Origin of the sequence: Paenibacillus phyllosphaerae (genome assembly GCF_014192105.1) — a bacterium.
GTDB classification, from domain to species: Bacteria; Bacillota; Bacilli; order Paenibacillales; family Paenibacillaceae; genus Paenibacillus_Z; species Paenibacillus_Z phyllosphaerae.
In genome coordinates this window covers 392,967-416,603 of sequence record NZ_JACHXK010000001.1, presented here as the reverse complement: position 1 = coordinate 416,603, position 23,637 = coordinate 392,967, and the positions used below count along the sequence as shown (strand labels likewise).

At 56.6% G+C, this 23,637-nt stretch carries 23 protein-coding genes; 11 read left to right on the top strand and 12 right to left on the bottom strand.

Going from position 1 to position 23,637, the window contains the following annotated elements:
* The first annotated feature begins 10 nt into the window (after positions 1-10).
* The 6 genes from yfkAB to FHS18_RS01555 all read left to right on the top strand — a co-directional run bounded on the left by yfkAB (position 11) and on the right by FHS18_RS01555 (position 5,364).
* A complete protein-coding gene (gene yfkAB / locus FHS18_RS01580; protein ID WP_183596212.1) occupies positions 11-1,144 on the top strand; it encodes a radical SAM/CxCxxxxC motif protein YfkAB in 1,134 nt (377 codons plus the stop codon).
* A gap of 39 nt (positions 1,145-1,183) precedes the next feature.
* The gene (locus FHS18_RS01575; RefSeq protein WP_183596210.1) at positions 1,184-2,542 is read left to right on the top strand and encodes a hemolysin family protein; all 1,359 of its coding nucleotides are present in this window, start codon (positions 1,184-1,186) and stop codon (positions 2,540-2,542) included.
* 25 nt (positions 2,543-2,567) lie between these two features.
* The gene (gene ytvI / locus FHS18_RS01570) at positions 2,568-3,602 is read left to right on the top strand and encodes a sporulation integral membrane protein YtvI (protein ID WP_183596208.1); all 1,035 of its coding nucleotides are present in this window, start codon (positions 2,568-2,570) and stop codon (positions 3,600-3,602) included.
* 662 nt (positions 3,603-4,264) lie between these two features.
* The gene (locus FHS18_RS01565) at positions 4,265-4,483 is read left to right on the top strand and encodes a spore coat associated protein CotJA (protein WP_183596206.1); all 219 of its coding nucleotides are present in this window, start codon (positions 4,265-4,267) and stop codon (positions 4,481-4,483) included.
* Between the two features lie 6 nt (positions 4,484-4,489).
* On the top strand, positions 4,490-4,759 hold the full coding sequence (locus FHS18_RS01560) for a spore coat protein CotJB (RefSeq protein ID WP_183596204.1): 270 nt from the start codon (positions 4,490-4,492) through the stop codon (positions 4,757-4,759).
* Between the two features lie 35 nt (positions 4,760-4,794).
* Positions 4,795-5,364, top strand: coding sequence for a manganese catalase family protein (locus FHS18_RS01555; RefSeq protein WP_183596202.1), 570 nt, complete (start codon positions 4,795-4,797; stop codon positions 5,362-5,364).
* Positions 5,365-5,486: 122 nt separating this feature from the next.
* Here FHS18_RS01555 and FHS18_RS01550 read toward each other — a convergent pair whose 3' ends face one another.
* Positions 5,487-5,804, bottom strand: coding sequence for a hypothetical protein (locus FHS18_RS01550; RefSeq protein WP_183596200.1), 318 nt, complete (start codon positions 5,802-5,804; stop codon positions 5,487-5,489).
* 185 nt (positions 5,805-5,989) lie between these two features.
* On the opposite strand from FHS18_RS01550, the gene FHS18_RS01545 reads away from it, so the two are divergent.
* Both FHS18_RS01545 and FHS18_RS01540 read left to right on the top strand, forming a co-directional pair.
* Positions 5,990-7,144, top strand: a complete 1,155-nt coding sequence (locus FHS18_RS01545) for a phosphodiester glycosidase family protein (RefSeq protein ID WP_183596198.1) — start codon at positions 5,990-5,992, stop codon at positions 7,142-7,144.
* A gap of 88 nt (positions 7,145-7,232) precedes the next feature.
* Positions 7,233-7,910: an HAD family hydrolase gene (locus FHS18_RS01540; protein WP_183596196.1), complete on the top strand. Its 678-nt coding sequence runs from the start codon at positions 7,233-7,235 to the stop codon at positions 7,908-7,910.
* Between the two features lie 34 nt (positions 7,911-7,944).
* On the opposite strand, the gene FHS18_RS01535 is transcribed toward FHS18_RS01540, so the two are convergent.
* The 6 genes from FHS18_RS01535 to FHS18_RS01510 are packed head-to-tail and all read right to left on the bottom strand — an operon-like array spanning position 7,945 to position 14,802.
* Entirely contained in the window at positions 7,945-9,162 is a 1,218-nt protein-coding gene (locus FHS18_RS01535) for a YheC/YheD family endospore coat-associated protein (RefSeq protein ID WP_183596194.1), read from the bottom strand.
* A gap of 34 nt (positions 9,163-9,196) precedes the next feature.
* Positions 9,197-9,628, bottom strand: a complete 432-nt coding sequence (locus FHS18_RS01530; RefSeq protein ID WP_183596192.1) for a GNAT family N-acetyltransferase — start codon at positions 9,626-9,628, stop codon at positions 9,197-9,199.
* Between the two features lie 23 nt (positions 9,629-9,651).
* Positions 9,652-10,791, bottom strand: a complete 1,140-nt coding sequence (locus FHS18_RS01525) for a YheC/YheD family endospore coat-associated protein (RefSeq protein WP_183596190.1) — start codon at positions 10,789-10,791, stop codon at positions 9,652-9,654.
* A 3-nt stretch (positions 10,792-10,794) separates the two neighbouring features.
* Positions 10,795-12,168: a YheC/YheD family endospore coat-associated protein gene (locus FHS18_RS01520; RefSeq protein ID WP_183596188.1), complete on the bottom strand. Its 1,374-nt coding sequence runs from the start codon at positions 12,166-12,168 to the stop codon at positions 10,795-10,797.
* A 24-nt stretch (positions 12,169-12,192) separates the two neighbouring features.
* The gene (locus tag FHS18_RS01515) at positions 12,193-13,395 is read right to left on the bottom strand and encodes a YheC/YheD family endospore coat-associated protein (RefSeq protein WP_183596186.1); all 1,203 of its coding nucleotides are present in this window, start codon (positions 13,393-13,395) and stop codon (positions 12,193-12,195) included.
* Positions 13,396-13,434: 39 nt separating this feature from the next.
* A complete protein-coding gene (locus tag FHS18_RS01510; RefSeq protein WP_183596184.1) occupies positions 13,435-14,802 on the bottom strand; it encodes a YheC/YheD family endospore coat-associated protein in 1,368 nt (455 codons plus the stop codon).
* 192 nt (positions 14,803-14,994) lie between these two features.
* Here FHS18_RS01510 and FHS18_RS01505 point away from each other — a divergent pair, with 192 nt between their 5' ends.
* On the top strand, positions 14,995-15,336 hold the full coding sequence (locus tag FHS18_RS01505) for a YlbF family regulator (RefSeq protein WP_183596182.1): 342 nt from the start codon (positions 14,995-14,997) through the stop codon (positions 15,334-15,336).
* A gap of 102 nt (positions 15,337-15,438) precedes the next feature.
* Here FHS18_RS01505 and FHS18_RS01500 read toward each other — a convergent pair whose 3' ends face one another.
* Both FHS18_RS01500 and FHS18_RS01495 read right to left on the bottom strand, forming a co-directional pair.
* Positions 15,439-16,281, bottom strand: a complete 843-nt coding sequence (locus FHS18_RS01500; protein WP_183596180.1) for a sensor histidine kinase — start codon at positions 16,279-16,281, stop codon at positions 15,439-15,441.
* A 29-nt stretch (positions 16,282-16,310) separates the two neighbouring features.
* Positions 16,311-16,808, bottom strand: a complete 498-nt coding sequence (locus FHS18_RS01495) for a hypothetical protein (protein ID WP_183596178.1) — start codon at positions 16,806-16,808, stop codon at positions 16,311-16,313.
* Positions 16,809-17,062: 254 nt separating this feature from the next.
* Here FHS18_RS01495 and FHS18_RS01490 point away from each other — a divergent pair, with 254 nt between their 5' ends.
* Entirely contained in the window at positions 17,063-18,406 is a 1,344-nt protein-coding gene (locus FHS18_RS01490; protein WP_183596176.1) for a DRTGG domain-containing protein, read from the top strand.
* A gap of 33 nt (positions 18,407-18,439) precedes the next feature.
* Here the strand turns inward: FHS18_RS01490 and FHS18_RS01485 are convergent, their stop codons facing one another.
* The 3 genes from FHS18_RS01485 to FHS18_RS01475 all read right to left on the bottom strand — a co-directional run bounded on the left by FHS18_RS01485 (position 18,440) and on the right by FHS18_RS01475 (position 19,729).
* The gene (locus FHS18_RS01485) at positions 18,440-18,736 is read right to left on the bottom strand and encodes a YtpI family protein (RefSeq protein WP_183596174.1); all 297 of its coding nucleotides are present in this window, start codon (positions 18,734-18,736) and stop codon (positions 18,440-18,442) included.
* A gap of 144 nt (positions 18,737-18,880) precedes the next feature.
* Positions 18,881-19,396, bottom strand: coding sequence for a sporulation membrane protein YtrI (locus FHS18_RS01480; protein WP_183596172.1), 516 nt, complete (start codon positions 19,394-19,396; stop codon positions 18,881-18,883).
* A gap of 3 nt (positions 19,397-19,399) precedes the next feature.
* Positions 19,400-19,729, bottom strand: coding sequence for a YtrH family sporulation protein (locus tag FHS18_RS01475; RefSeq protein WP_183596171.1), 330 nt, complete (start codon positions 19,727-19,729; stop codon positions 19,400-19,402).
* A 145-nt stretch (positions 19,730-19,874) separates the two neighbouring features.
* Between FHS18_RS01475 and FHS18_RS01470 the strand changes: the two genes are divergently transcribed.
* Positions 19,875-23,606, top strand: a complete 3,732-nt coding sequence (locus FHS18_RS01470) for a DNA polymerase III subunit alpha (RefSeq protein WP_183596169.1) — start codon at positions 19,875-19,877, stop codon at positions 23,604-23,606.
* The last annotated feature ends 31 nt before the right edge of the window (positions 23,607-23,637 follow it).

Below are 23,637 nucleotides of genomic sequence, written 5' to 3'. Positions count from 1 at the left end.
GACACGACTTATGAAAGCTTTACATGACTTTACTACTGCTCCGCAAGCTCCGGTATCCCCGCAGGACGATCCTTGGGATCCGATTACATCGCTTCGGGCTTTTGGCCGTCACCGGTTAACTAGCGTCGAGATGACCGTCTCGAATTTATGCAATATGCGTTGCGAGCATTGCGCGGTTGGCGACACGCTCGTCCTGCGCGAGCCCCAGAAGATGCCGCTCGATTTGATGCTGCGCCGCCTTGAAGAGGTCGAGCATCTGCAGACGATCAGCATTACCGGCGGAGAGCCGTCTTTTGCCGACAAAACCGTCCGCGAGTATATCATCCCGCTCTTAAAGTACGCGCGCAGCCGCGGCGTGCGCTCCCAGATCAACTCGAATGTAACGCTGGATTACAGCCGTTACGAAGCGATCGCCCCTTACCTGGATGTCATGCACGTCTCGTTCAACTATACGACCGCGGCTGACTTCCACGAGATCGGGTTTGCCAAGAGCAATCATCCCGTCGCGTTCGAGACGGCGGAGAAGATGTATAACCGAATGGTGGATAATATCGAACGCCTTGCCAAGGGCGGTCTGTACGTATCGGCCGAATCGATGATCAATTACCGGACGCACACGAAGATTGTGGATATTCACAAACTTATCGTGGAGATGGGCTGTCTCCGCCATGAAGTGCATCCGATGTACCCGAGCGCTTTCGCGGCCAATCTGCCTGTGCTGAGCAACGGCGATATGAGACAAGCGATCGTGGATCTGCTCGATGGCCGCGATAAGTCGATCTGGATGCTGTTCGGCACGCTGCCGTTCTACCACTGCAGCGACGAGGCGCGGGACCGCGCGCTGCTTACGCGTCTTGCGAACGAGCCGATGGTGACCGTGCGCAATGACCCGGACGGCCGCAACCGGTTGAACGTCAATTTGTTCACCGGCGACGTGTTCGTCACCGACTTCGCCGATGTGCCTTCTTTCGGCAACGTAGAGAATGATCGGTTGGAGGATCTGTTCGAACGCTGGCTCGGCAATTCGCTGGCGAAGAGCGTCAGCTGCCACTGTCCGGCGGCTGCTTGCTGCGGACCTAATCTGCTCGTGAAAGACATGTACTACAAGGAGATCGATTTCACGAAGCGTCAAGCGGTTATTTAATTGTAAAAAGGCGCGCCCAGAGAGGAGCGGATTTCATCCTTGCCACATACCGAATTTGAACTGGTTCCCATTGTACTCAATCTGCTGCTTGTCGTCGTACTCGTATTTCTCAATGGTCTCTTTGTCGCCGCTGAATTCTCGCTCGTGAAGGTGCGCCAGTCCCGCCTGACTCAGCTGACCAATGAAGGCAATAAGCGCGCGCGTTATGCGCTTAAAGTTAATCAGAAGCTGGATGCCTATCTGTCCGCGACGCAGCTGGGCATTACGCTCGCTTCGCTCGGTCTTGGCTGGGTCGGCGAGCCGGCCATCTCCGAGCTGATCGTCGAACCGCTGTTCCATCAGATCGGCATTGCGGATGGTCCGTTAGTCGAGACGATATCGGTCATTATCGGCTTCGTGGTCATTACGTTCTTGCATATCGTGCTGGGCGAGCTTGCGCCGAAGTCGCTGGCCATCCGCAAGTCGGAGGAGACCTCGCTGTGGCTGTCCATTCCGCTGCTCTGGTTCTACCGCTTGTTCCTGCCGGCGATTTTCGTTCTGAACGGAACGGCTAACCGACTGTTGCGTATAATTGGGATTGAGCCTGCGAGCGAACACGATTCTGCACATACCGAGGAAGAAATCCGAATATTGATGGATCAGAGCGCCAAAAGCGGAATCATTGACAGCGACGAGATGAAGCTGTTCGATAATATTTTCGAATTTTCGGACCGTCTTGCACGGGAAATTATGCTGCCGCGGACGGATATGGACTGCTTGAACGTGATGATGCCTTTTGATGAGAATATGAAGCTGGTCTATCAGACGAGGCATACGCGTTTCCCGGTATGCGTGGACGACAAGGACCAAATCATCGGTTTCGTCCATATTACGGACTTGCTCACTGCCGATCCGGATGAAGATCACCAGCTGACCAAGTTTCTGCGGCCGATCTTGAATGTGCCGGAATCGATGGAGATCAGCCAGGTACTTCGCCTCATGCAACGCAAGCACTCGCAGCTGGCCATCGTCGTGGATGAGTACGGCGGTACGGCCGGGATGCTCACGACCGAGCTCATTCTGGAAGAGATCGTCGGCGAGATTCATGATGAGTTCGATACCGAGCAGCCGAGTGTGGTCGTGAACGGCGAAATCACTTCGGTCGATGGCCGTATGCTTATCGAAGAAGTGAACGACATGTTCAACCTGGACATTGAGGATGAGGATGTGGATTCGATCGGCGGCTGGTTGTTCACCAAGCTGGAGGGGAATCCGGTCAAAGGCAAGAAGATTGAGTATGACGGCTTCGTGTTCGAAGTTGCGGAGAGCGCTAAGCTGCGCGTTCATCGCGTACATATTTATCGCCAAGCGCCGATCAGGCTCGTACCGCCGATAGATAAAGAGGCGGAATTGGAATAGGAATGAAGGGGGGAGGGCATGACAGATGTCCCTTAAACAGTTATTGATTGCCGCTGCATGCTTACTCTTCATGTATCTGCTGTTCACAGCGGGCGCGCCATTCTTGCTCGCGCTAATCGTGGCGATCTTTCTCGAGCCGCTGAACCGGCTGTTCATGCAGAAGTTCAAGCTTAACCGGCTGGCGGCCGGCACGATCTCGAGCACCCTGTTTACGGTGGTCCTAATCGGACTCATGATCGGGGTCGGCGTGAAGGTGTTCGCAGAGGTTATTGCCTTCTGGGATCGAGCACCTCAAGTGGTGAGTGAAGCGAATACATATTTGCAAGATACGATCGACAGCGCGAAGGAACTGTACGCGCATATGCCGCCTGACGCGGCGGTTCAGCTCGAGAGCTGGCTGAAAGGCATGACGAATACGCTCATGAACATTATCACGAGCATCTCGCATACGTTCGTTAACTTTGCCAAAGGCATTCCGGGCATGTTTATCTTCTTCATCGTCTTCCTGGTGGCTGTCTATCTGTTCTCTTACAGCCTGAACACAATGAAGATGTCGTTCTTGTCCATCTTCCATGATAGCTCGCGCAATCAGGTGGATGAGGTGCTGCAGAACTTGCGCAGATCGGTTCTCGGATTCCTGCGCTCGCAGCTGATTCTCAGCGTGCTGACCTATATCTTGACCTTGATCGGGCTGTTGATTCTCGGGCTCAAATACCCGCTTGCGATCGCGCTCTTGGTCGTCATCGTCGACATCATGCCGATCCTCGGCACCGGTTCGGTGCTCGTGCCCTGGGCGTCGTACCTGCTGTTGACGGGCAACGTCTATCAAGGCGTCGGCCTTATCGTCCTGTTCCTCGTCATCACCGTGTTCAGACGGATTGTCGAGCCGAAGGTACTTGGCGATGCAGTCGGGATCGGAGCATTGTCTGCCCTGATCAGCTTATATGTAGGTTTCAAGCTGGTCGGCGTGATCGGCGTCTTCCTCGGCCCATTGGTCGTGATCGTCTACATGGCCGCGCGCAAAGCGGGGCTGTTCCAGATGAAAATCAAATTGGATTAAGGTTGAGCTTCCCTTCGGAAACGAGGGGGAGTTTTTTCGTTTAAATGCTGTGTTGGTTAAACAGGGGCACTGCGCAGTCGAAATGTTCTTCCGCTCGCTGTTGTTCAGGGACTCCTTGAATCAATAGTCTAAGGTAGGAGTCCCTTCACAAAGGCGAACGTTATCACTGCTTCAGAAACATTTGTCTGCTCCGTTTTGGGGTTTAACCAATGGTTATTAAAACGATTTCGTCCCGCGCAGATAAGCAGTGGGACGAGAAGAAAAAAAGCGTGTCCACGAAGTGGACGTCAAGCGAGAGTCAGCTCGCAGCAATATGTATCCGCCTAGCCCATCAGGTCTCCACCCCGAGGCAAAAAGCCGCTAACGAAGCTCGAACCCAAAGCTTTGTCCCAAGCCGAATTGGACAATATCGTCCAATTCGGCCGGGACAAAAGCGAGCCACGCTCGAAGGACACATCGAAGACGGCCGCGTTCCATGCCACGCTAATTACGGGTGTCCTAAGAGTTTTCCGAACGGAAAACTCACTTCGGAAGCATAAGCTGGGCGGTTGCCCTCGGGGTCCCCTCCTCAGGAGGGGATTTAGGGGAGGTGCTATTGGGAATAGGACAAATCAGCCACCGCATACGATGGATAGAGGATAAGGCTACGAGGAGGTTTTCACGTGAGCAATAATCAACTGCGAGAATGGTACCCGTTCGTTGGTCCATTCGATCCTTGCCCGCCGCAGATTGTTAAGACGTATGTGGTTCCCCCGAATCAATTCATTCCGTATCAACCGATGAATTTGCCGCAATTTCCGCTCAATCAGGCGTTGAAGCTGGGCACGTTGTGGCCGGCTCTTTACAGTCCGTATGAGTCCAAATGTCCGCCGAGGGGGTAGACTTCCATGAGCAGCAGAGCACAGATCGACGAGAACTATTATAAGAAGCTGGAGGAACTGCAGCAGCTCGATTTTGCGCTGGTGGAGCTGACGCTTTATTTGGACACTCACCCGAACGATATGCAGGCGCTGCAGCAGTTCAATCAGCTGGCCCAACAGCGTCATCAGTGCGCCTTTCACTTCGAAGCGCAGTATGGCCCGCTGCTCCAGTACGGTCACAGCTACTCGAAATATCCATGGCAATGGGCCGAGAGCCCTTGGCCGTGGCAGGTGTAGGAACGCAACCGATCGTATAAGGAGGCGGGTATCCGATGTGGGTATATGAGAAGAAGCTGCAATATCCGGTTCGTGTCAGCAAATGCGATCCGAGAATGGCGAAGTTTCTGACCGAGCAGTATGGCGGCGCGGACGGGGAGCTGTCTGCAGCGCTGCGCTATCTAAATCAGCGGTATACGATTCCGGACAAGGTCATTGGTTTGCTGACCGACATCGGAACGGAGGAATTCGCGCATCTCGAGATGATCGCGACGATGATCTACAAGCTGACGAAGGACGCGACGCCGGAGCAGCTGATCGCGGTTGGACTGGGGCCGCATTATGCGAACCATGATCATGCGCTGTACTACGAGAATGCAGGCGGCGTGCCATGGACGGCAGCTTATATCCAAGCCAAAGGCGATCCGCTCGCCGATCTCTACGAGGACATTGCCGCGGAAGAGAAAGCGCGCGCAACCTACCAGTGGCTGATCGACATGACGGATGACGTCGATCTACAGGATAGCCTGAAATTCCTCAGGGAGCGGGAGATCGTGCACTCGCTGCGGTTTAAGGAAGCGGTGGAGATCATCAAGGCCGATCGGGACACGAAAAAAGTGTTCTAGCGCAAATCGGCGCGGCGAGCACCAAGGGCATCTTATCAGCAAGACCGTCATGAACATAAGAAAGCCCGGAAGAGATCGCGAGCGAACTCTTCCGGGCTATAGGCATATCTGGAGAGCGTATATTAGTTCGTCTGCATCATCACGGTTAACGCGACGAGGGCAACGGTATAAACGATCGAGAACCACAGTACAGCCGTATGCTGAATCCGTGTGCGGCGCGACACAGGAGAGCTGTTCATCGAATTAGCAGAGGCGGCGGTCAGTTCGACGACGAGCGCTTTTTGCAAGCCGAAGGAATAAATGGCCAGACCAGCCAAGAACACGCCCAGATGGTTCATCCCAAGCGAAGTGAGGGCTGCCATCGCAATGACATTGACGATCAGCACGATCGAGTAGTAGGTAGTCCGTGCTTCATAATAGTGCCTTGCTTTGTCCAACATAGCAGCAGCTCCTTCCATAAATCCTTGATGAGCTTACTATATCACCAGGGGAAAGATCAGGGAGCGCAAGGATTTGAACGTTTTGCAAACTCAAGTTCAACGTTCGAGGTTTTGTAACAACTGAAACCTTCCTCGCTTCCAGGTCGTCTACGATTGTAGTCAGATGGAAAGCGGGGAAGGTTAAGATGGCAGCGAATACGCCGCAAACGCAGACGCAACAAAGGACCAAGACGAACCTGCCGGCAAGAGGGCCCAACCGGCAACAACGACGCAGACGGCGCCCGTTCCGGGCTTTTTTATATGTGCTAACGTTCTTCATGCTGCTCAGTTCGGTTGGATTGGGCTGGTTATTCCTAACGCCGTCCGGGACAAGCTTGCGATATTTGGCAGCGGACTCGATTATTATTACCCAGCATCGGCATTGGGCAAAATACATGATCGGACAAGAACAGCTGGATAGGCGCGTGGCCGAGAAGCTGGCATTGGAAGAACGGATGGGCGATGAACGCGATACGCATGAAATCGAGTTGCAGCATGAGGTCGAGACGCTATCCTCGCCAGCGGAAGAGGAGCAACCGCTTGTCGAAATCGAATCCATTGAAGGCACCGGTTATAAAGGCTACGTGATGACGGTGAACGACCCGACCAAAATCCGTCTCGGCGTCCCGTCCAAGGCAGGGCGGGGCGAGCGTGTCCTGAGCATGGTGGAGCGGACTGGCGCGATTGCAGGCGTCAATGCCGGAGGATTCTCGGATCCGAACTGGCAAGGGAACGGGTTCCAGCCGATTGGGGTCGTCATGACGCACGGACAAGTCTATTACAGCGATCTCGGGAATAAGACGACGACCCAGATCGTCGGCATCGACTACGAAGGCAGAATGGTCGCCGGCAAATATTCGCTGAGCGAAATGCAAGAGCTCGGCGTCCGGGAAGCGGTCACTTTTCAGCCAAGGCTGATCGTGAACGGCAAGGGCCTCATCAAGAGTGCCAAAGACGGCTGGGGGATCGCGCCGCGTACGGCGATGGGCCAGCGCGAAGACGGGGCAATCCTATTCGTGGTGATCGACGGCAGACAACCGGGACACAGCATAGGGGCCAATCTGTATGACGTTCAGCAAATTCTGCTCGAGCGGGGCGCAGTCATCGGGGCGAACCTGGACGGCGGCTCGTCCAGCATTCTGGTCAACGATCATCAAATTCTGAACTCGCCTTCCTCGAAGAGCGGCGAAGGACGTTATCTCCCGACGGCCTTCCTCGTATTCGAGAATCCGGAGCTGGTCGATATGCCGAATGTGTGGAATGGCTTAGGACCAGGCGATATCGACGCGAGCAAATGGTAATCCTTAGCGCAAGGCTAACCTTGCGGCATCGTATGCTTTCTTAGTATCATAGGGGCAGACTAACAGAGGATAGGGAGAGAGACGTACGATGGGTGATGTGCAACAGCAGTACAAACCGGAAGCCTTTATTTTCGATATGGATGGAACCTTATTCGAGACCGATACGCTGCTGCGCGGCGTGCATGAACGCATTTTCGAGACGCTCCGCCAAGAGGGGCTGTACATGGGGCCGACGCCTCCGGTCGACAAACTGCTCGGCTGTCTCGGCATGCTGCTGTCGGATATTTGGAACAATGTGATGCCTAACTCCTCCGAAGCGGCTCGGAACCGGGCCGACGAGCTGATGCTCCAGTATGAGCTGGAGGGACTTGAGGCGAATGAGGGTACGCTGTATCCGCATGTCGAAGACGTGCTGCAGGAGCTGAAGGCGAGAGGGTACAAGCTGTTCGTAGCCAGCAACGGGCTTGAAACGTATGTCAAAGGCGTCGCGAAGCATCGCGGCATCGCCGCCTTGTTCGATGGCTTGTACAGCGCGGGCGAATACCAGACGTTATCGAAAGTCGATCTCGTCGCAAGGCTATTGAAGGATCACAAGATTAAGTCGGCCTGGATGGTCGGCGACCGCTCCTCAGACGTCGAGGCAGGCAAATCGAACGGCCTTATGGTCGCAGGCTGCGCCTATGCCGTCTATGGCAAGGCGGAGGAGCTCAAGGGCTCCGATGTGCTGCTCACCGATTTCCGCGAGCTGCTGAAGCTTATCCCATAACATCGCATAAAAAAACGGTCCAGCGCGAACCAGCTTATGACAGGCTGGGATCGTCCTGGACCGTTTTTTCTTTCGTATAGGTGCTCGTATTCGTCTTGTGAACCGATTGGCTCGGTTGATTGGCCGAAGAAAGCGAGGAGCTCGCGGTCTGTCGGCGCTTCTTCTGGCCATAGAGCCAGACCGCATACTCCAGCGGACGGGTAATCGCCGTACGGTAGATTTCCTTCTCGCCGGCTTGAACGAACACTTCGCGTGCCGGCTTCGGATTCACCTCGATCAGCCATATATGGCCGCTGCGGTCGATCGCAAGGTCAAGCGCAAGCTCGCACAGCCTTCCATACGTACTCTCGAGATGCGCGGCGATCTTCAGGCTGATGTCTTCCGCCTTTTGTTTGGCAGTATCGATAACGTCCTCGCTGCTGATCCACTGCCTCATCAGATCGAGCATCGTCACCGCTTCGCCGCCGCCATGCAAATTCGAGGTTATGCTGCCCTGCGGGCCGACCCGCCCGGCGCAGCCGGTAACCTCCCATTTGCCTTGCCCGTTCTTCTGCACGAGCATCCGGTAATCATGGACGCGGCCGCTAGGAAGCTTCAGCTGGATGCCTTGCTGGACCAAATACCGGTTCTCTTTCAGGTTCCAGGAAGCGAGCCTGCTGTTCAGCGAGGACAGCGGAACGCGTTGGGGGCTGATGATGCGCCGGCTTTGATCGCGTCCCTGAATCAGGTAGGTATTATCCCGCTGCTTCTCGATGCGCAGAATGCCGCGCCCGCCCGTGCCGTTGATCGGCTTCAAGTAGACGAGCGGATATTTGCGGATCATATAGGACAGATCGGAGCTGCTCTCATACAGCCGCGTATCCGGGAGATGCGGACGAAAGACGCTCTCGAGCTTGAGCGTGCGATAGACCGTATACTTGTTGCGCAGGACGCGGTTCAAGAACGTCAGATGGCCGTACTGTTTGCGGAACTTCTGCAGACGTTCGAACCTTGGGCTGCGCTGAATGCGGCACCGGTCAAAGATCATATGCGGGAAGGAGCGCCATTTGCGGCTCCATGTTTTCAGCTGCGAATCGTAGATATGGGCGTGTATTTTGTTGGTTTCGTAGTTTACGTCATCTGGCGTGAAGACAAAGATGTCGAGTCCCAGCCTCCGGCCAACAATCGACATTTTCTGGTAGATCGATCTCTCCTCAAGGCGGCCGGCATCATTCAAATATAAGGTCATAATTCCGAGCACGGGCTGAACCATTGGTTTCCTCCTCAAGAGCCATACATATCCGTTATTAGCGGCCGGATTCGAACCGAAGCGTCGGCTTTCCTGTTGGCCCCCGCTCCAGAGAGACAGCAGTCAGGCCAGCGCGGAAACACATCTGCATGCTGGACGGGTTATCGGCGGCGACGTGGCAGACGATACGCCCGAAGCGAGTTTGAAGCGCGCGCAGTAGAGCGCAGCCGATGCCGCGGCCGCGCAGGTCGTCGCGCACGACGATCAAACATGCCTTCTCGCCGTTCTCCAGAATGAAGGCAAAGCCCGCGAGCTCGCCATCCTCTATGGCGACGGCGATGCCGGCCTCCGGATGTTTAGCCGGATCCAGCTTTCGCAGCAAAGCGATGCCGGAGGCGGTCAGGCGTTTCTCGCCGTACTTGCCGGCGAAGGCGATAAGCTTCTCTTTTATCGCATCCCAGCGTTCGGGAGCAAGCAGCAGTACTTTCACCTTAGACCGCCTCCAGACGTCGATTATTTGACTTTGGTCTGCATCAAGTAACGGCTGTATTGAAAAATGCGGATGAGCGACAGTTTGCGAATTTCAGGCTCATCGAATTTCATCGGCTTGGCATTGGCTTCGAAGAACCAGATGTTCCCCGCCTCGTCGATCCCCAGATCCATCGACATCTCGGCATGATTCATCCCGGCGCCGCGCTCGATTTGCTTGGCAATGACGACTGCGGCTTGACGCGCTTTTACTAGAATATTACGCGCTTGTTCTTGGCCGAATACGCTGACAAGCAGTTTTTCGGGATCTTCGATGCTTCCTCCGCGGGGCACATGGGTCGTGATGCTTAAGTGGCCGGCGATCCGGGCGCCGATCCCCGTAATATCCCACTGGCCGCGATTGTTCTTCTGCACGAGCACGCGAAGGTCGAACTGCCGTTCCTCGAAGGAGGCAAGCTGGATGCCTTGTTGGGCAATGTAACGCTCGCCGCCGCTTTCCCTTTTCACGCGCATCCACAGCTTGCTCAGCGTTCCGCAATTGTAGGAGAGGCTTTTCTTGCTGGCCTGCACTTTGAGCCGGTAAGGCAGTACATTGCCGGGACGGACCTTGATCGTCATGATCCCTTTGCCTGCTTTGCCGCTCACCGGCTTCAGGTACAGATAAGAGTGCTCGGCGATCATTAGGCCTAGCTCCTCGCGGTTCAGCATGCGGCGCGTGGAAGGCACGTAAGGGCGGGTGGTCTTCGACTTCTCCAGCCATTTGAACAACGACCACTTATTGAAGAACTTCGGATTGAACAGCTGGAGCGTCGGGTGCGCCTGGCAGGCGGCAAGCTTCGCCCGAACATGCGGTTGAAGCTCATCCTCGCGCAGCGGAATCCGGTTGTAGATCAAGTCCGGAAAAGGGAAACTCTGGGACATCCAGGTATTGGTCCTCTCGTCATGCGTATAGCCGATGAGCTGTTTGCGCTTGAACTTCAGCTGCTTGACGGTCAGGACGTAAACGAGGAAGCCCTGCTCCTTGCCTGTACGGATGAGGTCGGCAAAATTGCTCAGGTTTCCCCGGAACAGCTGGAGGTCATCCTCGATGGTCAGGATGGCAAGCACGGGCGGCTTCGCCAGCACCTCCGCATCAGCTCTGGATTCAAGGGTGTCCTGCTCCATCGGTTACTCCCTCCCTTTGAAGCGGGTCAAATACAAGCAGTAATCGATGATGTGGGAGTAGGAATCGCGGCCTTGGCTCTTAAGCGCGGGGTGACCGAAGATCGACCGTCCCGGTTTGGCATTCGCTTCGAACATCCAGATCTCGCCGTCTTTGTCGATGCCGATATCCAGCCCGAGTTCGCCGAGCGTATGCGGGAAGTTGCGCTCGATTGCTTCGCACAACTTGATCGATACCTCTTTGGCTTTCTCGAGCACCTCATCCGATCTGCTGCCGAACGTAGCTTTGAGCGCTTGCTCCGGCGTCAGCAGCTGGCCGCCGTTCTTGATATGGGTCGTGACGCTGCCTTTGCCGGCCTTCTTGGCCCCGATTCCGACAGGAACCCACTCATTATTGCCGTCCTTGTGCATATGGAAGCGGAAGTCGATCGGGCATCCGTCGATCTCGATCAGCCGAACGCCTTGCTGGCATACATATTGGCTAAGCGTGCTGCCGTGTCTGGCCTGCAGCATGCGCATCAGGGAATTGAATGTCGTAAAACGCAGCAGCACATTGCCGCCGTTGCGGCGGTAACGGGCGAAGTAGCCGCGGGTCGGGTGGTAGGTCAGCCGATAGATGCCGATTCCGAGGCTGCCGGCTGTTGGCTTGAAGTAGATGAATTGATGCTTCTCGAGCATCTCCTTGATCTTCTCCGGCTTCGGATTGTTCACCGATTCCGGCAGATGCTGCAGCGCTTCAACGTCCTCGTCGAGCATTTTATACACGTCGGATTTATTGAAGAAGCTCCAGTTGAAGAACGGGATCTTGTTCTTGATGAACTTCTCCCGCAAGTTCATGATCGTCGAGGAGTGCTCGGCTTTGCGGCTTGGCAGGCGGTTGTACACGACGTCGGGAAGCGGTACCTGCTGGCGGTACCAGCCGCCGCTGCTGTTGAGGAAGTAGCCGTTCACCAGATTGTACTGCCAATTAATGTCCCGCGGCGTAAAAGCGAACAGATACGCTTTGCTCTCGCCCGTCTTCAACAATTGACGGATGTAGCCGGTCCGTCCGGCGAACGGGCTGTTCGGATTGCTTTTGTCGCCGGCATCCGTCAATATGCCGATGAGCGGACCGAATTGCAGTTCGCCTTCCTCGACTTGCATCAGGGAGACCTGGCCTCTCTTAGGCACGCGCATCGACTGGCGGATGCCGGCGGACAAATAGAGATGGTGGCCCGCCTTGCGGATCGGCCGGACCGTCGCGCGTATGGTTTCTTTCCCAAGCTTAAGCTGAACGGTTTTCTTGCCGGCGAACTTGAGCGATTTAAGGAGCGGACTCGACAAGTGGATGACTTTGTCGCTATGCGGTGAGAAGTGGACGTGACACGATGTCAAACTCATGGATGAACCTCCTGGTTGGATCTCCTAAGGATTCGGGTGGACGGTGGACGATTGCTCCGGATTGGCGGCGTTCGGAAGCGGCGGAGATAGGCTTAGGTGAAGCGGCAAACTGCGCTTGCAGAGATATCGGGCATAGGCCAGCGGCTTAAGCATCGCCTGCCGGCTAAGGCCCTCATCATGCTCGAAGGATTGCCGTCCGGGTTTGCCGTTCAGCTCGAGCAGCCATAAGCGGCCCTTGCGATCGATACCGAAGTCGGCGCCAAGCTCGCCAATGCGGCCAATCTGCTGCTCTAGAATCGCTGCCGCGCGAAGGCAGCTCTGTTGCACCTGCGTGAGCAGGTACCGAGCCCTTGCTTCGCCGAAGCGCAGGGTGAGCTGCTTGAGCGCAGGACTTGCCGCGCCTCCGCCATGCAGATTAGCCGTAATGCTGCCGGGGGCGCCTACTCGGACTGCAATGCCGGTCATGGTCCACCTGCCCAGCCCGTCTTTCTGTAAGAGGGATCTAAGATCAAAGGCGTTGCCGTCTTCGCCGGTTAACTGCAAATAGGGTTGAACGATATAGCGGGTAGATCGGACGAAGCGGTCGGTCCATGCGGACATGGCGTCGAAGTTAGCGAAAGTCTGACTGACCGGACGATTCGTTAGCTGACGTCCATCGGCCTGCCAGCCTTCCCCGCTTGGGCGCAGCCAAAGCGTGCCTCTTCCTTGGAAACCGGCGGCCGGCTTAAGGAATAGACCATGCGGGCAACGCTTCATCAGGGCGGCAAGCTGCACGCCGCTGCGGTAATGGACGGTGGGAGCAAGGAGCGGCTTCAGCCGTTCATCCGTCTGCAGCATGCGATGCATCGTCAGCTTGTCGGGAAGCGGGCTGCCAAGCTGAACATTCGGGCGCAGGCCCGCTAACTGTTCGAGCAGCAGCTGTTTGGCCTCTCGCTCGACCCGTCCGGAACAGAATGCGCGGTCATAGATCAGATCCGGAAGCGGACAGCGCGTCTGCCGCCACTGGCCGTCTTCGAGCACATAGCCATCGGCGCCGGATGGGCGGGGCGCAGCGGAAGCGACGGGCAATACGAAGACGCGAAGGCCGAATTGGCTTCCGGACTCGCACAGCCTCCGGCAGAAGTCATCCTCAGGCATGCGGATTCGGACAATTCCTTGCTCGCGTTCAGCCAACACGCGGATATCGCTTACGAGTATCGCCAGCGCCGGTCGGTTTGTTTGCGTCATGCGTCCCTTCGCCTCCTTGATGCCTTCGTGCCCGCTAGGTTAGAAACCGGACAGATGTCTGGAGTACCGGATCAGATTACGGACCGAAGGGCGGATCTTCTGCCCTTCAAGCGGTGTATTATCATTTTTGGACGGCTTGGAATTCACCTCGAGCAGCCAGACGCGGCCATTCGAATCCAGCGCCAGATCAATGCCGAGCTCGCCGAAATGCGCGGGAATATGGGTATCGATGCCATTGGCGATATCAAGCGCGGCCCGCTGCAGGCGGCCAGGCGCGTCATGGCCTTGGGCGGAGGAGAGATTAGACTTCGCAACGGCTTCTCGCACCGTGCTAAGCGTGCCTCCCCGCGCAAGATTGGAGACGAAGTGATGGCTGCCGGCCGTGCGGGCGACGATGGACGTGATCACCCATTTGCCGAGCTCATTCTTCTGGACCAGCGCGCGAAAATCGACCGGGCGCCCGCCGATATCGATCAAATTCAGGCCTTGCTGGATTTGGTAGCGGACGGATTTCATCTTTCCGGAGACCGACGAGAACAGCTTTAGCAGATTCGTGAACTGCTGCTTGCGCGTGCCGCCCACCATGGCGTAATGCGCAAGATAGCTGTCTTGTTCGAGGCGCGTAATCCGGATGATGCCTTTGCCAAGACTGCCGCGCACGGGCTTTAAGAAGACAGTATGATATTTCGAGCACATTGATTTCAGCATCGTATAATTCCGAAGCACATGCGATTCGGGCAAGTATTTGCCGACGGAAGCATCTTTCTTCAGCGCCTCGAATACTTCAGACTTATCGAGGAATTTCTCGTTGAAGACGGCCGTAAGATAACGCGACTTCACTTCTTTCAGGTATTGCTGGACGCTCGGCTTGTTCTCGAGCTTTCTGGAGGTCAGCCGGTTGCTGATGACATCCGGAGCCGGCAGGAACGTCTTGCGCCAACCTCCGGCATAGACCCAGCCCTCCACTATATTCGAGCTGGAACCGATATGATCGGGCGTGAAGAAGTAGACATGCGCACCATATACTGCGCAGGCGTCGACCAGCTCCTTGCAGAACAGCGTGATCGAGCCGAACGGTTTATCCGGCATGCTCGGATCGTCCCGGCTGATCAGAATGCCGATGAGCGGTCCTAGCGCAAGGGAGGACGTATCGCTGCGATATTGGAGACGCAGCTGGCAATTGGCCAGAATGCCCATACGTCTGGCTAGGCTTTGGCCAATCCGCATGCCGTCGAATTTTTCTACCGCGACGACCTTGACCGGCTGGCGCATCGAGCCGAATTTGAGCGTCACCGGCTGGCCTTGCGGAATTTTCCACGATTTCAAGTAAGCTTCGCCCAGCATGACCGTGTCCTCGGGAAGAATGCCCGAACTGGTCACCTGGACAGCGACTTTGGATTTCAGCATAGGAATCTCCTTCCAAGCTGGGGGTTCGCAGGCGGGCTGCTAGCGGACTTTTTTAGGTGTTTGACACGAATTACTTCATCATATGAGGACATCTATACCTTGGTGATAAGCGGACAGCGCCCGTTTAGAGGGCGAATAAGCCTGATTTTTGTAAGGAGAGTGGGTAAAGAGGAGAGAGAGGAGCTAACGGAAATGAATATATACGACAAAGCTTATGAGCTTGCCAGGGCGATTCAGGAAGGCGAGGAAGCGCAATCGTTCAACCAGGTGCTGTCCGAAGCGGCGGCGGATCCGGCAGCGAAGCGGCTGCTCGACCGGTTCAGGGAGCGGCAGACTGCCCTTCAACAGCAGATCATGGCGGGAGAAGAACCCGAAGAAGCCGAACTGGCGAGCATGAACCGGTTATATGAGGAGCTGGACGCCCATCCGCTCATTCATCGGGTATTCGAAGCGGAGCGGCGCCTGGCGGTTATCTACGATGACGTGAATCGGATTCTGGCTAACACGCTTCGCGCGATTACGGGCAGCGTCTAGTCGCATTAAGTTACTATATGCCAATAAGTCCGCAGCAGAGTTTCTGGCTGCGGACTTATTGGCATATAGGCAAATATAAGTTTGACGCTCATTACGATATAACTAACCAAACTGCGATTCGATAACGCGGTTGGCGGGCTTGCCGGATTCCGGCAATTTCACCGTAATGACCACGCCGCGTTCTTCATCGGACTCGATCGTGACCTTGCCTCGGTATTGCGCAGCGCGATCCATGACATTCGTGAGTCCAAGACCTGAGTGTTCTCCGGTTTTGGTCGTATAGCCCGGCAACACCATGGCTCGCCGCTGCGCCTCGGACAGCACCGTGCCGCGGTTGGTCACCGAGATGTGGAGCATGCCGCGGGATACCGCCATCTCCAGCAGTACATAGCGCTCGCCGGCGGGCGCATCCGCCGAAGCGTCGAAGGCGTTGTCGATCAGATTGCCGATCATGCGGACAAGGTCGATGCTCGTCACGGCCCCGAACGTGGCCGGCGCTTCATCGATCCGGTATTCGAACGGAATTTGCCGTTTGGAAGCGATGGCGATTTTGGCTTCGATGAGCGCGGCAAGGGCAGGCGACGGGTGCTCGACATGGGCCTGGTCTACCGCCCGAATTTCTTGGGCCACGTCGTTCATATAATCGCGGAGCTGATCATACTTCTTCATGGTGAGCATCGCGTGCATCACCTGAACGTGATTGATGAAATCATGCCGCTGACCGCGAACGGTCGTGAACATTTGGTTCAGCTCATCGATATAGGCCTTTTGCGTCGATTGGATGGCTTCGATGCGCGTCCTCGTGATGAGACGGATGGTGACGATGAATATGAGGAGAATGAGCACCAAAGAGATATACAAGACGATTCCGGCAGCCTGACGCTTAAACCCGAACGTCTGCATGCCGAAATAATAACCGAGCAATACAAACTGAATGACGGACAAGACGACGATTCTCCACGATGTGCGGCCGCTTAGTCCAACCAAGAATTACCGAGCCGCGCGGCCGGCGCCAAGTCCCGCTTGTGAATATGCCAAGCAATAAGCGCGACCAGCATAAAAATGGGCCAGTAGAAAAGCGATTTAATATACCAAGGACTTGCGGCAAAGGTGCTGATCTCGAAAAATTGCATGTAGGCGAGCGCGCATCCGGAATCCGATACGATGAGCAGCAAGTAAGTGAACGCCCACAACAGAATTCGTTTTTTGATCGGCTGACCTTTGAACATCAGGATATGAATCAATAAGCTGGTGATCAAGCCATTCACGAGATGAAGCGACACGGGCAAGATCCAGTACATCGCTTCCATATAGACCATGGGGAGGATGGATACCTTCAGCAATCGGGTCCAAAAACGCGGAGGCTTCACGCCAAGCAGTGCGGTCGAGAGCCACATATGTACATAGATTTGCGGCAGCGTGACGGCGCCGAAAATGAATAGGCTGGTTGCGATTCCGTTATATTCGAGCACGATGGGTATCCTCCATGTCCATTTCGTTCAGAGTCGTAGCGAGAGCCAACCTCTTGGGTCCGCATGAAGGTCGTCCGACCGGTCAAGCTAAGAAGGGCAAGCCAGCGAATCCGGCATGCTCCGATCGGAAGACTAGAACAGCGGCATATAATGGAAAATCTAGTCGAACGATGACTACTACTCTACTGTATCCGGTTTCTGGTAGAATGAAAATAAGGTTTTGCCGCTTTTCATAAAAAGGAGAGAAACATACGATGGGTCAAAGCGACAAAGAGGTCGTCGCGCATACGAAGCATGAACGCATCATTCAATATATTGATCAACTTAAGGTCGGGACGCGACTGTCGGTCCGGACGATCGCCGAGGAACTGGAAGTCAGCGAAGGAACCGCCTATAAGGCGATTAAAGAAGCTGAGGCGCTGGGGCTCGTCAGCACGAAAGAGCGGATCGGCACGGTCCGCATTAACCGCAAGAAGCGGGACGCGGTGGAGCGCCTGACGTTCGCGGAGGTGGCGGACATTGTGGAAGGGCAGCTGCTCGGCGGAGCCGCAGGGCTGAACAAAACGCTGCATAAGTTCGTCATCGGCGCGATGGAGCTGGAAGCGATGCGCCGCTATATCGATGCAGGCAGCCTGCTGATCGTCGGCAACCGGGAGGGGGCGCACGGCATTGCGATGGAGCAGGAGGCCGGCGTACTCATTACGGGCGGCTTCGGCACCAGCGACGAGATGAAGCGGATCGCCGATGAGCGCGGGCTGCCGGTGATCTCCTCCAAATTCGATACGTATACGGTTGCGTCGATGATCAACCGGGCGATGTTCGACAGGCTGATCAAGCAGAAAATCATGCTGGTCGAGGATATCGTCACCTATTCGAGAGCGGTCGAGACGATGCGGTTATCCGAGACGGCCGGCGATTTCCACCGGCTGGTGGCGCGCACGAGCATGTCGCGGTTCCCCGTATTGGATGACCGCGGCCGCGTCGTCGGCATGATGACGATGAAGGATGCCGAAGGGGCGGACGAGTCGCAGACGATCGATAAGCTGATGACCCGGCACCCCATTACGGCGGCGCCGAACATCCCGATCGTGTCCGCTGCCCATACGATGACGACCGAAGGGATCGACCTGTTGCCGATCGTCGACAAGAACCGCAAGCTATTGGCCGCGATCAGCCGTTCCGAGGTGCTGGAGGCGATGCGTTACACGAGCAAGCACCAGGAATCGGGCGAGACGTTCGATGACTTGATTCGTGCGGGCTTTGCCAAGGATGAGCACGGCGGAGAAGATTGGGTGTACCGGGGGCGCATTACGCCGCAGATGTCGGGCCTTATGGGGACGATCTCGGAGGGGGTTCTGGTGACGCTGATGGTGCAGGCGGCCAGAGGCATGATCCGCGAACTCGGGAAGCGGGAGCTGGGGATCGAGAGCTTGACGACTTATTTCATCAAGCCGCTGCAGCTCGAATCCGACGTGTCCATTGTCCCGCAGCTGCTCGAGATGAGCCGCAAAATCGCGAAGCTCGAGATCGAGCTGCAAGATGCGAGCGGCCTGGCCGCGAAGGCAATGCTGACCGCGCAGCTGATCGATCCTTTCTGATCCGCAGGTCTAACACAAAAGGGTAGCCGCGGGCTACCCTTTCATCGAACGATAGATACTGTGATTGCGCAGGCCGGCGAACAGATTGAACAAGCCGATCACGATCAGCAGCGTGCTGACGATGACCTTCACCGTGGAACCCGAATACATCAGCAGGAACAGGAGCGACAGCAGCACGAGCATCACGCCCATGCAGACGTTCATCAGCGACTGGTTCAAGCCGCGGACGCGGGCGTCGGCCGAGCGGCGTGCCTTGAAGCTGAAGGTGACCGAGCAGACCGATACGGCGCAAATGGTCAAGATTAGTACCCAATGCAGGGCGGTTTCCATCTATGGTGCAGCTCCTTTTCAAGTCGATTCGAATATTGCCTATTGTAGCATGATTTGGACAAGTTGGCGAAAATATCAACGGATAAGAGCCCTTAGCGTACCGCGCCAAGGGCTCTTATCTATTTTTAACGGAAGCGTCTCTCGTCAGCTTGGCGGACGCTTGTACTGCTCTGCGCTGAACCAGACGCGCAGCACGTTCTCGACGACAAGGACGGTTCGGATCTCGATCGTATAATCTTTTTCGATCACGGCGGTGTATACTTTCTGGTCGAGCAGCAGCCGCACCAGCTTCGCATCCGAATCGATGTCGTATATGTTGCGTCCGAGCATCGCCTTGAGCGAATCGCGGACGCGCTTCTTCAGTTCCGTCTTGGTTAACTCGTCGAAGACGATCGCCTGGCCTTCGGAATCCCGGTTGTCCTCGAGCACGGGCTGTATGCTCTTGATTACGGAGTGCTTGTTCTTGAATTGCTTCAATTCCTTGTTCTCGGCCTCGAATTCGCCCAACTTCTCCTCGAGCGCGATATTGGTGTTCGTGAGCGCCTCGAAGTTCGAGGTGAAGATGGAGTGGTAGAACATCGCGCCGATAATGGTGCCGACGACGAAGCTGGCCGCGCTCTTCATCAGGATCGAATAACGTTCGAAAGGCGGTACCCGCATCGGTTAAGCCGCCCCCCTGCATAACCAGCGGATCAGCTCCGTACCGATATGCGCGCCGAGGAAGGCGCAGACGATATAGCCGATTTGCTGGGCGACCGGCGACATGTGGCCGTCTAGAAAATTGCTTTCAATGACGCGGATCGGATCGATGGAACCGCCGACGGCCGCGACGATGGCCCATATTTTCAACTGGGTGGCGGTCTTGAGCATCAGCGTGGAAGGCGGCATGAAGACGAAGACAGCGCCGATCCCGGCCAGTATGGAGCCGCCGAAGACGAGCCCGAACGCCGTGAAGAAGTCAATAATGGCAAAAGCGAGTACGGTATTATACATTGCATCCACCTGCTTTTTATCGGTCGAATTGAAGAGCATGTCCCCTTCACATTCATTCTATGGTCGACGCAGCGCCTAATATGTTAAACTAATAGCAAAAAGGACGCGAACACTTGTTTTGCGCCCAAGGAAAGAAGGGACGCCTATGAGCGGCGGACATGACTTCGTGCATTTGCACGTTCATAGCGAATACAGCCTGCTGGACGGGGCCGCGCGCATACGCGACCTGGCTGCCCAAGCGGAGAAGAACGGAATGAAGGCGCTTGCCTTGACGGACCATGGCGTCATGTACGGGGCGATCGCTTTTTATAAAGCATGCGAGGAGCGGGGCATCAAGCCGATTATCGGCTGCGAGGTGTATTTGACCGCCGGCTCCCGTTTCGATAAAGGTTCGCGCAAGGACAATCCGACCTATCATCTGATCTTGCTGGCGAAGAACATGACGGGCTATAAGAACCTGATGAAGCTGGTCTCGATCGGCCAATTGGAAGGATTTCACTATAAGCCCCGCATCGACCATGAAGTATTGGCGAAGCATGCCGAGGGCTTGATCTGCCTGAGCGCCTGCCTGAAGGGCGAAGTATCGTGGCATCTGCTGCATGACCGGGACGACGAGGCGCTCGCGGCAGCCAACCGCTACCGGGAGATGTTCGGGGATGACTTCTATCTGGAGCTGCAGGACCATGGGCTGCTCGATCAGAAGAAGGTCGTCATGAAGATGATAACCTTGTCGCAAGAGACGGGAATTCCGCTGGTGGCCACCAACGACATCCATTACATCCGTCCGGAGGATGCGGCGGTTCAGGACGTGCTGATCTGCATCGGGACCGGCAAGACGATCGAAGTCGAAGACCGGATGCGGATGCTGACCGACCAGATGTACTTCAAGAGCGGCGACGAGATGGCCCATCAGTTCCGGCAGGCGCCCGATGCGGTGTCCAGAACGGTGGAGATCGCGGACAAAATCGACCTGAAGCTCACGTTCGGCCGGGCGCTGCTCCCTTCGTTCACGCCCATTCCGCAGGGGATGGACAGCGCTTCCTATCTGGCCGTGCTGTGCGAGGAAGGCCTGCACGCGCGTTATTCCGGCAAGCCGGAATGGACCGAGGGCTCGGAATTCCAACAGAAGGCGCAGCAGCGGCTGGCTTATGAATTGTCGGTCATCGAGAGCATGGGATTCAGCGATTACTTCTTGATCGTGTGGGATTTCATCCGGTTCGCGCACGAGCAAGGTATTCGTACGGGGCCTGGCCGGGGCTCCTCGGCGGGCAGCCTCGTTGCCTATACGTTGCGGATTACGGACGTAGACCCGCTGAAATATAAGCTGCTCTTCGAACGTTTCTTGAATCCGGAGCGGATTACGATGCCGGATATCGATATCGACTTTAACGATGAACGCCGGGATGAAGTCATCCAATACGTTTCGGCCAAATATGGCGACGAGCACGTGGCGCAGATCATCACGTTCGGTACGATGGCTGCGAAAGCCGCCGTGCGCGACGTCGGCCGCGCGATGAACGTGCCTTTCGGCGAAGTGGACCGGGCGGCGAAGCTCATTCCCGGGCAGCTCGGCATTACGCTGACCGAAGCGCTGCGCCAGAGCGGCGATCTGCGCGAAGCGGCGGAGCGTCAGCCGAAGACGAAGGCGCTCCTCGAGATGGCGGTGAAGGTGGAAGGCATGCCGCGGCACGCCTCGACGCATGCCGCGGGCGTCGTCATCTCCGGGCAGCCGCTGACCGATGTGGTGCCGCTGCAGGCGGGGACGGAACGGACGGCGTTGACGCAATATTCGATGGAGCATCTGGAAGCAGTCGGCCTGCTCAAGATGGACTTCCTGGGCCTGCGTACGTTATCCATTCTGGAGCGGGCGCTCGCATGGGTGAAGCGGCTGCACGGCATTACCGTCGACTTCCGTAACATCTCCGATCATGACCCGCTGACGTATGCGATGCTCGGCCGCGGCGATACGACGGGGATCTTCCAGCTTGAGTCGGCCGGCGTCAGAAGAGTGCTGAAGGAGATGAAGCCGTCCGCATTCGAGGATATCGTCTCCGTGCTTGCGCTGTACCGTCCAGGTCCGATGGAGTTTATCCCTAAATATATCCAAGGCAAACACGGTGTCATCGAGGTCGAGTATCCGCATCCGTCGCTCGAGCCGATTCTTGCGGACACGTACGGCATTATTGTGTATCAGGAGCAGATCATGCAGATTGCTTCCTCGATGGCCGGGTTCTCGCTCGGCGAAGCGGATTTGCTCCGCCGCGCCGTTTCGAAGAAGAAGCGCGAAGTGCTGGATGAGCAGCGTACCCATTTCGTCGAGGGAAGCGTTCGCCAAGGATATGCGGTGGATGACGCCAACCGCGTCTACGATATGATCGTCCGGTTCGCCGATTACGGCTTCCCGCGCGCGCATGCGGCAGCTTATGGCGTGCTTGCGTTCCAGACGGCATGGCTGAAGGCCAACCATCCGGTGCCGTTCATGGCCTCGATGCTGGCGTCGGTCACGGGCAATCACCATAAGACGGCGGAGTACGTCGATGAGTGCAGGCGGATGGGCATCGCGGTTCTGCCGCCGGACGTGAACGAGAGCGAATATTCCTTCACGCCGACACCAAGCGGAATACGATTCGGACTCGCGGCGATCAAGAACGTCGGCGGCCAAGCGATCGATTCGATTATGAAGGAGCGCGCGCAGCGGCCGTTCGAGAGCCTCACGGACTTGTGCCGGCGCGTCGATCTAAGGGTGGTCAATAAGCGCGTGCTCGAATCGCTCGTGCAGGCCGGCGCCTGTGACTCCTTGGGCGGCCACCGCGCGCAGCTGTTCGCGGCGCTCGATGAGACGGTCGAATCGGCGGCCCGCTGGCGCAAGGACCGCGAGGAGCTGCAGATCGAACTGTTCGGCTTCGATGAAGTGCAGAATTGGGACGTCGAGCTGCCGGAGGTTCAGCCTTTTTCGACAGGGCAGCAGCTGGCGCTCGAGCGGGAGCTGATCGGTCTATACTTGTCCGGCCATCCGCTGGATGATTATACGTCCCAGCTGGAGTCGCTGCCGCTTGACCGGCTTGTCGATTTGGCGGAGGCGCCGGAAGGCGGCAAAGCCATGGTTGCCGGGATGGTCGTGTCGGCCAAACATTTCACGACGAAGAAAGGCCAGGCGATGGCCTTCCTGGAGATGGAGGACCGCATTCTCCGCGTGGAGGCGGTTGCGTTCCCGAACATCTGGAAGCGCGCTGCGCAGCAGCTGGACCCGGGCAATCTGGTCATCGTCCAGGCAACGGTGCAGCATCAGGAGGAAGGCTTCAAGCTGATTCTCGATGAAGTCCTCCCGCTGGAGAACGAGCATGCGCTGCGCGGCGGTCTCGCCGAACAGGTGCAGCGCATGCAGCGCCAGGCACAAGCCCGCAGCTCCTTCCGTCAGGAGGGAGGGTCTGGGCAACTTGCAGCCGGCAGCGGAAGTCCGCGGCAAGCAAAGCCGGAGGCTGCGCCGGGGCCGGTACAGCCTCAGCGCCAAGCGGTTCGGTCCGGCAGCGCCGCACGAACCGCGGCACCCTCGAAGCCCGCAGCTCCAGCGGCTTCTGCTTCTGCCGTCAAGCCTGAACGGGAACGTATGCCATCGCCTGCTCCCGCGCCCGCGCCATCGAGGAAGAAGGAGCAGCGCGTGTACATCAAGATCGCTGCAGGCCGAGAGGACCCGCAAGTATTGGAGCGGCTGAAGAAGCTGCTCACGGATAACACGGGATTGCTCGAGACCGTACTGTTCTACGAAGGCAGGCAGCAGACCGTCGTGCTGAGCGATGCGTACCGCGTCAAGCCGTCGCAGCAGCTGCTCGGACAGATCGAAATGTTATTCGGCAAAGGCTCGGCCGTCGTGAAATAAGGGCGGCGGGCTTTTTTCATGCACAACTTTA

Coding starts and splice junctions, on each gene's coding strand:
- yfkAB (WP_183596212.1), top strand. CDS start 11: ATGAAAGCTTTACATGACTTTACTACTGCTCCGCAAGCTCCGGTATCC.
- ytvI (WP_183596208.1), top strand. CDS start 2,568: ATGTCCCTTAAACAGTTATTGATTGCCGCTGCATGCTTACTCTTCATG.
- FHS18_RS01560 (WP_183596204.1), top strand. CDS start 4,490: ATGAGCAGCAGAGCACAGATCGACGAGAACTATTATAAGAAGCTGGAG.
- FHS18_RS01555 (WP_183596202.1), top strand. CDS start 4,795: ATGTGGGTATATGAGAAGAAGCTGCAATATCCGGTTCGTGTCAGCAAA.
- FHS18_RS01550 (WP_183596200.1), bottom strand. CDS start 5,804: ATGTTGGACAAAGCAAGGCACTATTATGAAGCACGGACTACCTACTAC.
- FHS18_RS01545 (WP_183596198.1), top strand. CDS start 5,990: ATGGCAGCGAATACGCCGCAAACGCAGACGCAACAAAGGACCAAGACG.
- FHS18_RS01540 (WP_183596196.1), top strand. CDS start 7,233: ATGGGTGATGTGCAACAGCAGTACAAACCGGAAGCCTTTATTTTCGAT.
- FHS18_RS01535 (WP_183596194.1), bottom strand. CDS start 9,162: ATGGTTCAGCCCGTGCTCGGAATTATGACCTTATATTTGAATGATGCC.
- FHS18_RS01525 (WP_183596190.1), bottom strand. CDS start 10,791: ATGGAGCAGGACACCCTTGAATCCAGAGCTGATGCGGAGGTGCTGGCG.
- FHS18_RS01520 (WP_183596188.1), bottom strand. CDS start 12,168: ATGAGTTTGACATCGTGTCACGTCCACTTCTCACCGCATAGCGACAAA.
- FHS18_RS01515 (WP_183596186.1), bottom strand. CDS start 13,395: ATGACGCAAACAAACCGACCGGCGCTGGCGATACTCGTAAGCGATATC.
- FHS18_RS01510 (WP_183596184.1), bottom strand. CDS start 14,802: ATGCTGAAATCCAAAGTCGCTGTCCAGGTGACCAGTTCGGGCATTCTT.
- FHS18_RS01505 (WP_183596182.1), top strand. CDS start 14,995: ATGAATATATACGACAAAGCTTATGAGCTTGCCAGGGCGATTCAGGAA.
- FHS18_RS01490 (WP_183596176.1), top strand. CDS start 17,063: ATGGGTCAAAGCGACAAAGAGGTCGTCGCGCATACGAAGCATGAACGC.
- FHS18_RS01485 (WP_183596174.1), bottom strand. CDS start 18,736: ATGGAAACCGCCCTGCATTGGGTACTAATCTTGACCATTTGCGCCGTA.
- FHS18_RS01480 (WP_183596172.1), bottom strand. CDS start 19,396: ATGCGGGTACCGCCTTTCGAACGTTATTCGATCCTGATGAAGAGCGCG.
- FHS18_RS01475 (WP_183596171.1), bottom strand. CDS start 19,729: ATGTATAATACCGTACTCGCTTTTGCCATTATTGACTTCTTCACGGCG.
- FHS18_RS01470 (WP_183596169.1), top strand. CDS start 19,875: ATGAGCGGCGGACATGACTTCGTGCATTTGCACGTTCATAGCGAATAC.